The 9864-nt window shown below is 76.6% G+C and carries 6 protein-coding genes; 1 reads left to right on the forward strand and 5 read right to left on the reverse strand.

Annotation, left to right across the window (positions count from 1 at the left end; all coding sequences use genetic code 11):
* The 4 genes from ETD96_RS33680 to ETD96_RS33695 all read right to left on the reverse strand — a co-directional run.
* Nucleotides 1–912 (reverse strand): serine/threonine-protein kinase (locus ETD96_RS33680; RefSeq protein WP_138640530.1); only part of this gene is annotated, 912 nt, incomplete at its 3' end.
* Nucleotides 913–1036: 124 nt separating this feature from the next.
* Nucleotides 1037–4315, reverse strand: coding sequence for an error-prone DNA polymerase (locus ETD96_RS33685; protein ID WP_138640531.1), 3279 nt, complete (start codon nucleotides 4313–4315; stop codon nucleotides 1037–1039).
* 9 nt (nucleotides 4316–4324) lie between these two features.
* Nucleotides 4325–5836: a DNA polymerase Y family protein gene (locus tag ETD96_RS33690; RefSeq protein WP_138640532.1), complete on the reverse strand. Its 1512-nt coding sequence runs from the start codon at nucleotides 5834–5836 to the stop codon at nucleotides 4325–4327.
* Nucleotides 5833–6666 carry a hypothetical protein gene (locus tag ETD96_RS33695; RefSeq protein WP_240808418.1) on the reverse strand — a complete coding sequence of 278 codons (834 nt, stop codon included), beginning with the start codon at nucleotides 6664–6666 and terminating at the stop codon, nucleotides 5833–5835. Before ETD96_RS33695 ends, ETD96_RS33690 begins: the two co-directional genes overlap by 4 nt.
* Before the next feature lie 149 nt (nucleotides 6667–6815).
* Here ETD96_RS33695 and mtnA point away from each other — a divergent pair, with 149 nt between their 5' ends.
* Complete coding sequence (gene mtnA / locus ETD96_RS33700) at nucleotides 6816–7844, forward strand: S-methyl-5-thioribose-1-phosphate isomerase (RefSeq protein ID WP_138640533.1); 1029 nt, start codon at nucleotides 6816–6818, stop codon at nucleotides 7842–7844.
* Here mtnA and ETD96_RS33705 read toward each other — a convergent pair.
* Nucleotides 7834–9864: M28 family peptidase (locus tag ETD96_RS33705; RefSeq protein WP_138640534.1), on the reverse strand; the 2031-nt coding region annotated here is incomplete at its 5' end. The genes mtnA and ETD96_RS33705 overlap by 11 nt on opposite strands.

Genomic DNA, 9864 nt, shown 5'->3' on the forward strand with positions numbered 1-9864 from the left:
GGTGTCGCGCGAGGTGGCACCGGGGTTCCCGGCGGCCGGGGGCGTCCACGACTCGCCCAGCTCCGTCGTCACCGCGGCCTCGCCGGCGCCGCCGACCAGCGCGAGCAGCAGGTCGCGCGCCGTCGGCCGGGCGCCCGGGTCCTTGGCCAGCGCCGCCCGGACGAGCCCGGCGAGCGCCGGCGGCAGGTCGCCGACCTCGGGGTCGGCGTGCACGGCGCGGGCCGCGAGGAGCTGGAACGAGCCCTGCCCGAACGGGTTGCGGCCGCTCGCCGCGTAGGCGACGAGGCAGCCCCACGCGAACACGTCCACCGCCGGGGTGACCTGCTGCGTCGTGATCTGCTCGGGCGCGATCCAGCCGGGCGTGCCGACGACCTGCCCGGTCCGGGTGTGGGCGGACGCCATGTCCAGCGCCCGCGCGATGCCGAAGTCGATCACGCGGGGGCCGGAGATGGACAGCAGCACGTTGCTCGGCTTCAGGTCGCGGTGCACCAGCCCCGCGCTGTGGATCGCGACGAGCGCGGCGGCGACGCCGACCGCGACGCCGTGCAGCAACCCCGGCGACAGCGCGCCCTTCTCGGCGACGTGCTCCAGCAGCGACGGCCCGTCGATGTACTCGGTGACCAGGTAGGCGAGGCCGAGGTCCTCGCCGTGCTCCAGGACCTGCGCGGTGCAGAACGAGGCGACCCGCTGCGCGTTGGCGGCCTCGTCGTGGAAGCGGGCGAGGAACGTCCGGTCGCCGGCCAGCTCCGCGCGCACCACCTTCACCGCGACGGCGCGGCCCGCCTCGTCGCGGCCGAGGTAGACGGCGCCCATGCCGCCCTCGCCGATCTTGGCCTCGATCCGGTACCGGCCGATCCGGGTGGGGTCGTCCGGCCGCAGCTCGCGCAGGGAGGGCGCCTTCGGCCCGTCCATGGAGATCACCTTTTCCCCGCGAGCCGCGTCTTGGCGGCCGCCCCACGGCGGCACGCGGCCCCGACGCTTCCCTACGATGACAGAGGGCGGCCCGAGGTTCTAGCGTCCTGCCGCCGGCCGCGGCTCAGTGGAAGTTGCGCGCCTTGACCCGGCCGGGCACGGGCAGCCGGCGCAGCCGGGTCGCGCGGATGTTCACCACCCCGTCGGCGCGCTCCAGCCGCCCGCCGACCAGCAGCGCCTGCGCGTCGACCGCGAGGCCCCGGTACCGCTCGAACACCGGCGGCGGGCACACCACGTTGATGATGCCGGTCTCGTCCTCCAGCGTCATGAACACGATGCCGCCCGCGGTCGGCGGGCGCTGCCGGTGGGTGACGAGCCCGGCGACGACGACGTTGGTCTCGCCGGGCGTCCCGGCCAGCCGCGCCGCCGGGAGGGCGCCGAGCTCGTCCAGGGCCTCCCGGACGTGCGCGACCGGGTGCACGCGGGACACCCCGGTCGCCCACAGGTCGGCGAGGGTCTCCTCGATCGGCGTCATCGCGGGCAGCGCGGGCGCCGCCGCGCCCGGCGTCACGCCCTCCAGCCGCCCGGGACCGGAACCGGCCAGCGCCCCGGCGGCCCACAGCGCCTCCCGCCGCGACAGGCCGAGCCCGTCGAAGGCGCCCGCCGTGGCGAGCGCCTCCAGCGCCCCGGCCGACAGCGGCACCCGCCGGGCGAGGTCCTCCATGCTCGTGTAGGGGCGCCCCGCCGCGATGGCCTCCGCCGCGTCCTCGCCCAGGTTCCGGACCCCGTACAGGCCGAGCCGGATCGCCGGCTGCGGCTCGCCCGGCGCGTGCGGATGGTCGGATTCGACCTCCACGGGCTCCTCCAGCGTCGGGTGGACGGCGCTGGCGTTGACGTCCACGCCCCGGACCACGACCCCGTGGTGCCTGGCGTCGGCGATGAGGCTCTGCGGGCTGTAGAACCCCATCGGCTGGTTCCGCACCAGCGCGGCCGTGAACGCGGCCGGGTGGTGCCGCTTCAGCCAGGCGCTCGCGTACACCAGGTGCGCGAAGCTCTGCGCGTGCGACTCGGGGAACCCGAACCCGGTGAAGCCGAGGATCTTCTCGTAGACGCTCTCGGCGATCTCGGACGGGATGCCGCGCTCGGCCATCCCGTCCAGCAGCCGGCGCCGCAGCCGCTCCACCCGTTCGGGGGCGCGCTTGGCGCCCATCGCCTGCCGGAGCTGGTCGGACTCGGCCGGGGTGAAGCCGGCGCAGTCGACGGCGAGCTGCATCATCTGCTCCTGGAACAGCGGCACGCCGAGCGTCCGGCCGAGCGCCGGCTCCATCAGCGGGTGCGGGCACTCGGCCGGCTCCAGGCCCTTCCGGCGCCGCAGGTACGGGTGGACGGACCCGCCCTGGATCGGCCCCGGCCGGATCAGCGCCACCTCCACGACCAGGTCGTAGAACTTCCGGGGCCGCAGCCGCGGCAGCGTCGCCATCTGCGCCCGCGACTCCACCTGGAACACCCCGACCGTGTCGGCGTCGCACAGCATGTCGTAGACCAGGGGGTCCTCCGGGGGGACGGACTGCAGGTCGTAGCGGCGCCCGTGGTGCTCCTCCACCAGGTCGAAGCAGTCGTGCAGCGCGGCGAGCATCCCGAGGCCGAGCAGGTCGAACTTCACGAGCCCGGCCGTCGCGCAGTCGTCCTTGTCCCACTGCAGGACGCTGCGGCCCTCCATCGCCGCCCACTCGATGGGGCAGATCTCCCCGACCGGCCGGTCCGCGATGACCATGCCGCCGGAGTGGATGCCGAGGTGGCGCGGCAGCGCCAGCATCCGGCCCGCCAGCTCCATCACCGGCGCCGGGACGTCGTTCTCGGAGCCGACCGGGTCGCGCGGGTCGATGCCCTTCGACCAGGCGTCCTGCTGGCCGGGGGAGTGCCCGAGTGCGCGGGCCGCGTCCCGCACCGCCATGCGCGGCCGGTAGCTGATGACGTTCGCGACCTGCGCCGTGCACTCGCGCCCGTACTTGCCGTAGACGTACTGGATGGCCTCCTCGCGGCGGCGGTGCTCGATGTCGAGGTCGATGTCGGGCGGGCCGTCGCGCCCGGGGGACAGGAACCGCTCGAACAGCAGGCCGTGCCGGACGGCGTCCACGCCCGTGATGCCGAGCGCGTAGCAGACCGCCGAGTTCGCCGCCGACCCGCGCCCCTGGCACAGGATGCCCCTGCTCCGGCAGAACTCCACGATGTCGTGCACGATCAGGAAGTAGCCGGGGAAGCCGAGCTGCTCGATGACGTCCAGCTCCTTGGCGATCTGCGCGTACGCGCCCGGCTGCCGCTCCCGCTCGGGCGGCCCGTACCGCCGGACCGCGCCCTCCGCCACCAGGTGCCGCAGCCAGCTCGCCTCGGTGTGCCCGTCCGGGACGGGCCAGTCCGGCAGCCGGGGCGCCATCACCTCGAAGCCGAACCGGCACTCGCGGGCCAGCGCGACCGTCCGCTCCCGGACGCCGGGGAACCGCGCGAGCCGCCGCGCCATCTCCGCACCGGACCGCAGGTGCGCGGTGCCCGCCGCGGGCAGCCAGCCGGCCATGTCGTCCAGGCTGCGGCGGGCCCGGACGGCAGCCAGCGCCTGCGCCAGCCGCGCGTCCGCGCCCGGCGCGGCGAAGTGCACGTTGTTGGACGCGACGACGTCCACGCCGACGCGGCCCGCCAGCGCGAACAGCGCGTCGTTGCGGAGGTCGTCGTCGGGCTGGTCGTGGTCGATCAGCTCGACGAACACGTTCTCCCGGCCGAACATGCCGATCAGGTTCCGCAGCTCCCGCTCGGCCGCGCCGGGGCCGCCCGCCTCCAGCGCCGCCGGGACCGGGCCCTTCCGGCACCCGGTCAGCACCGCCCAGTGGCCGCCGTGCGCCCCGGCGAGGGCGTCCGGGTCGTAGACGGGACGGCCCTTGCGGCCGCCCGCGAGCTGCGCCGACGTGATCGCCGAGCAGAGCCGCGCGTAGCCGGCGGCGCCGCGCGCGAGGACGAGCAGGTGCCGGCCGGCCGGGTCGGGCTCCCCGGTCTGCGGCCCCGGCAGGCCGAGGCTCAGCTCCGCGCCGAACACCGTGCCGATCCCGGCGTCCTGCGCGGCCTGCGCGAACTGCACCGCCCCGTACATGCCGTCGTGGTCGGTGACCGCCATCGCCTCCACGCCGAGCCGCGCCGCCTCCGCGACGAGCGAGGCGGGGTCGCTGGCGCCGTCCAGGAAGCTGAACGACGAGTGGACGTGCAGCTCCGCCCAGGGCACCTCCGCCTCGGTGCGCCGCGGAACCTCCGGAGCCCTCGGGATCTCCGCTGCCGGCGGCTCGGTCGTGCCGGGCCGCCACGACAGCCGCTCCTCGAACTCCCGCCACGAGATCGGGGGGTTGTGCCAGCCGGTCATGTGCGGCGCCTAGTCATAGACGGCCTCGATGTGCCAGCGGCCGCCCTCGACGGCGAGCAGGTACGCGGTGCCGTCGTCGGTGGTGACCTGGAACCTGGCCCGGCGGCGGGCGGCGCCGGGGTCCCACCAGTGCTCGTCGGCGGGCCACGGGCCCGTCCACCCGGTGACGGCGGAGCGCTGCCCCCGGAACACCAGCGCCGCCGGCGGCGCGGAGACCTCGCACCGCGCCGACACCACCACCGGCCCGCCGGACGCGTCGACCAGCTCCGCCGAGGGCGGCGCCGCGGGGACGACCGCCGGCGCGGGGCCCGTCACGCGTCCCGGCCACGGCCCGCCGGGCGCCCCCTGCGGCGGAAGGTCGCCGACCGGCACCCGCACCACCCGCTCGCCCGGCCCCCGGCCGCCCGCGAGCACCGGCCGGGTGATCCCGTGGTGGCCGAGCAGCGCCTGGACGCGGTCGGCGGCACGCGTGATCCGCTCGGTGACGGCCGTCCGGCCCCACAGCGACTCCTGGCGGCCCTCGTCCGGGACGATCTGGTCGGGGGCCAGCTCGACCCACGTCACGCCGCCCCACACGGCGTCGGCGGAGGCGCCCTGCCAGGCCGAGAGCTGCCACCGCACCCGCTCGGCGACGGCCAGCGCCGACAGGCCGTCGTGCCGCCACAGCCGCCGCTGCACGTCGCCGTCCGCGAACCCGACCGCGACCTCCAGCCGGACGCACGCCAGCCCGCCCGCCGCGAGCCCGGCGTGCAGGTCGCCCGCGAGCCGCTTGGCCGCGAACACCACCTGCTCGGCGCGCTCGGCGGGCGGGTCGAAGCCCGCCCGCACCGACAGGTCGGCCGCGGCGTGGGCGGGCGCGAGCGGGCGCGGCTCCTCGCCGCGCGCCAGCCGGTGGGCGAGCGCCCCGTCGGCCCCGAACCGGCCCGCGACGTGCCCGGACGGCAGCGCCGCGAAGTCGCCGAGCGTCCGGATCCCGAGCCGGCGCAGCAGGTCGGCCAGCTCGGGACGGTCCAGCACCGACAGCGGGTAGGGGGCGAGGAACGCCGCCGCGCCGCCGTCCGGGACCACGACGCCGCCCTCCCCGGCGCGCGCCGCCAGCTCGGCCGCGAACAGCCCGTCCGCGACGCCGGAGCCGCAGTCGTGCCCGGCCTCGACGACCGTGTCCTGCACGAGGACGCGCAGCGCCTCCTCGCCGCCGTAGAAGCGCGCCGGGCCCCGCGCCGCGATCGCGCACAGCCCCGGCCGCACCACCTCCACGCGCGGCGCCAGCTCCGCGACGGCGGCCACGACCTCCTCGAACCGCCGCCCCTCGGCGTCGGTGTCGCGCTCGCGGACGACCAGTTCGGGGCAGCGGCGCTGCGCGTCCCGGAGCCGCTGCCCGCGCCGCACCCCTTCGGCGCGCGCCGCCGCCGAGCACGCGGCCACGCGCCCCTGGACCACGACCGCGCCGGCCGTGGCCGCCTCGATCCCGACCGCGGTGAGCGGCCAGTCGGGGCACCACACCACCAGCACCCGCGTCACGCGGCCCCCTCTCCGGGGCCGTGCGCGGCCGCGCCGGCGCCCACCGGTTCCTGCGCGCCGCCGGCCGCCCTCGGTGAACGCGGCGGCAGCGGCCGGGGCGTGTGGACCCGCGCGCCCGCCGAAACGGCGCCGGGGACGAGTTCGAGCGGCGGCCGGGCGGTCTCGTCCGGTGTGACCGTGCCGTCGGGGGCGGGGAGCCAGAGGCGGGCGCTGCGGCCGGCGCCCGGCGCGTCGCGGCCTTCGGCGGTGACCCGGACGCGGCGGCCGGTCAGCCGGCCGTGGCCGTCGCCGAGGCCCTCCCAGGCCGCCTCGTCCAGCCGGAGGCGGAGCCGGACGCCCGCCCAGTCGCCGGCGAACGGGCCGGTCAGCGCCAGCACGCAGCCGTGCCTGCGGGCCAGCGCGGACAGCCGCCGGACGGCGGCGGCGCCCGGCCGCTCGGGCGGGCGCAGCAGCACCAGGTCGACGGCCTCGGCCAGCGCGGCGACCACGTCGGGCCAGCGGTCGCCCGGGTCGTCGGCGAGCAGCAGCCGCTCGGGCGCGGCGCCCATCCCGGCGGCGGCGAGGACGCCGAAGTCGGGGACGCCGACGACGCCGCACCAGCCGCCGGCGCCGTCCGCGCCGCCGTGCCGGGAGACGCCGGCGACGAGCGCGAGGCCGAGGGACGCGGCGCCGGACCCGCCGAGCCCGACGACCGAGCCGGGCCGCAGCCCGCCGCCGGGCAGCACGGGCCGCAGCGCGGGCAGCACGGGCACCGTCTCGCCGCCGTGCCGCGCGGGAGGGCGCGCCGTCTCCAGCACCGCCGACAGGTCCCGCAGCGCGGCCTCCGCCACCGTCGCCCTCCTCTCACATCCGTCCCCGCACAATTTCGAACACAGGTTCGACCTCTGTCAAGTTATCGCAGGTCACGCAGCGGAGTCGCGGAGGGGGGAAAGCCCGGTGGCGTCGGGGTTCGCGGTATTTTGCGGGCATCATGGGCGGTATGACGAACGACGTGCGAACCCTGGAGTGGACCGGCGACGGGCTGCGCCTGCTGGACCAGACCGTCCTGCCCGGGCGGGTGGAGTACGTCGTGGCCCGCGACGTCGGGACGCTCGTGGACGCGATCCGCCGCCTGGTCGTGCGCGGCGCGCCCGCGCTGGGCGTCGCGGGCGCGTTCGGCGTCGCCGTCGCCGTCCTCCAGGCGGCCCGCGAGGGATGGGACGACGCCGCCCGCGACGCCGCGATCGCGGAGGTGCGCGAGGCCCGGCCGACGGCGGTCAACCTCGCGGCGGGGGTCGACCGCGTGCTGCCGTTCGTCGCCAAGGGCGCCGACGCGGTGGCGGCCGAGGCGCAGGCGCTGCTGGACGAGGACGTGCGCGGCAACCGCGCGATCGGCGCGTTCGGCGCCGACTGGATCCTGCGCCGGGTGGGCGACCGGCCCCTGCGCGTCCTCACGCACTGCAACGCGGGCGCGCTCGCCACCGCCGGCTGGGGGACGGCGCTCGGCGTGGTCCGGAACCTGCACGAGCGCGGCCGCGTCGAGATGGTCTACGCCGACGAGACCCGCCCGCTGCTGCAGGGCGCGCGGCTCACCGCGTGGGAACTCGACCGGGCCGGCATCCCGTGCGTCGTCCAGGCGGACGGGGCCGCGCCGAGCACGATCCTGCGCGGACTGGTCGACGTCGCCGTCATCGGCGCCGACCGGATCGCCGCCAACGGCGACACCGCCAACAAGATCGGCTCGGTGGGCGTGGCGCTCGCCTGCCGGGAGGCGGGGATCCCGCTCGTCGTCGCCGCCCCGTGGAGCACCGTCGACCCGGCGCTCCCGGACGGCACCGGGATCCCGATCGAGGAGCGCCCCGCCGACGAGGTGCTGGCCTGGGGCGGAGCCCGCACCGCCCCCGAGGGCGTGGACGCCTTCAACCCCGCGTTCGACGTCACCCCCGCCCGCCTCGTGACCGCGCTGGTCACCGAGACGGGCGTGCTGGAGGTGTCGGCGGGCACCACCCCCGCCCGGTTCAGGGCGTGAGGGTGCGGGTGGCGGCGCGCAGGCTCTCGTACAGCCGCGCCTCGTACGCCTTGGCGGTGCGGACGTCGCGGTCGACGAACAGGGCGTCGTTGAGCGCGGGGAGCCGCTGCGTGGCGTACCCGGTGTCGATGCCCGGCGCGTAGATCTGGTGCCGGTACCAGGGGCGGCCCGGAAGCCCCGCCGCCGTCAGCAGGTCCCGCTCGGTCTGCATGATCTTGGCGTTGAGGCGGCGGAACGCGGTGGCGTCGCCCGCGCGGAGCGCCTCGCCCGCGCGCGCCTGCAGCGCCTCGGCGGCGCGCTGCCACGCCTTGGCCTGCGCGATGTCGCGGGAGACGTCCACGGCGACGGACCCGAGCCGCTCGCGCTGCTCGGCGGCGAACGCCTCCAGGTACCGCACCGTCTCCGCCGCGTACGGTCGGTAGCCCATCGGGACGACGTCGGCGTTCGCGAGCCGCAGCGTCGCGATGCCGGCCAGCCGCGACATCGCCGCGTGGTACTCCCAGGTCGGGTCGCCGAAGTGCGACATCCAGTAGTAGTCGTCGCACGCGCAGTGGTAGTTCCCGGCGCTGCCCGGCGACGCGGCGCCGACGTCCATCGCGGGCACGCCGTACCGCTGGAAGAACGCCTGGAAGTCCGAGCCGCCGCCGATGCGGTCGATCGGCGTCTTCCCGTCGTTCTGCGCCTTCCACGCCTCGTGCAGCGTCCCGTCCGTGCCGGGCCAGGACACCTCCTTGGACGCGTCGATGACCGACTGGTCCAGCGCCGGGGTCGCCGACGCGCCGAAGTGCGAGCCCGCGGCGCCGTCCATGTTCACGTAGGCGACGGCGTTGCGGAGCTGCTCCGCCCGCTCCTCCGCGTACTCGGTGGAGCCGAAGAGCCCGTACTCCTCACCGTCCCAGGTGGCCAGGACGACGGTGCGCTTGGGCCGCCAGCCCTCCTTGAGGAGCTTGCCCAGAGCGCGCCCCACCTGGAGCACGTTCTCCGTGGCGGACAGGTTGTCGCTGCTGCCGTACGTCCACGCGTCGTGGTGCGCGCCGAGGATGACCTCCTGCTCGGGGTGCTCGCTGCCGGGGATGCGCACGGTGACGTCCCACAGCGGACGCACCTGGTACTTGTTCCGCAGATCGAGGTGGACCTTCGTGCCGCCCGGCCCGAGCCGGTAGGGGAACGGCAGGCCGCCCTGCCAGTCCTTCGGGGCCTGCTCGCCCTTGAGCGCGCGCAGCAGCGGCTCGGCGGCGCCGTAGGAGATCGGCGCGGTCGGGATGAGCCCCTTCAGCATCGGGGCCTGCGACGGCGGGACGCGGTGCGCCCCCTTCACCGAGGCCCAGCCGGGGGTCTGCGGGTCGCCGGCGGCGAGCTGGATCTGCGCGATGCTGCCGCGCTGGATGCCGTCCGGGGCGCGCCACGGCCCGTCCGGGTACACCGCGCCCTTCGCGTAGCCGTCGTCGGCGGGGTCGGAGTAGATGAGCACGCCCTTGGCGCCGCGCTTGGCGGCCTCGCGCGGCTTGATCCCGCGGAACACCGCCCCGTACCGGACGAGGACGATCTTGCCCTTGACCGAGACGCCCTTCTTCGCGAGGAGGTCGAAGTCCTCCGGCCGCCCGTAGTTGGCGTACACGACCTCGCCCCGGACGTCCCCGGACGGCGAGAAGCCGTTGTGCCCGGGGATGACCTGGTCGTAGTACTCCTGCCAGGGCCGCTTCTTCTCCTTGACCGGCAGCGCCCGGTGCCGGGGCGCGGTCATGTCGATCTTCACGCGCTGCGGCATCGACAGGTACGCGTAGTACGTCCGGATCTCGGGTTTCAGTCCGTACGACCGGAAATGCCGGACGATCCGCTGGACGCGGTGCCAGTCGCCGGTCGTCGTGGTCAGCCCCGGTTCGCGCGCCAGTTCGGCGTCCAGGGCGCGGGCGGTCCGCGCGGACGGCACGGTGCTGAACAGCCGCTCGTACTGCCGCTGCCACGTCGCGTGCGCGTCGGTGAAGCCCGCGATCGAGCCGGGCGGGGCGGGGGACGAGGC

Source organism: Actinomadura geliboluensis, assembly GCF_005889745.1.
GTDB lineage: Bacteria > Actinomycetota > Actinomycetes > Streptosporangiales > Streptosporangiaceae > Spirillospora > Spirillospora geliboluensis.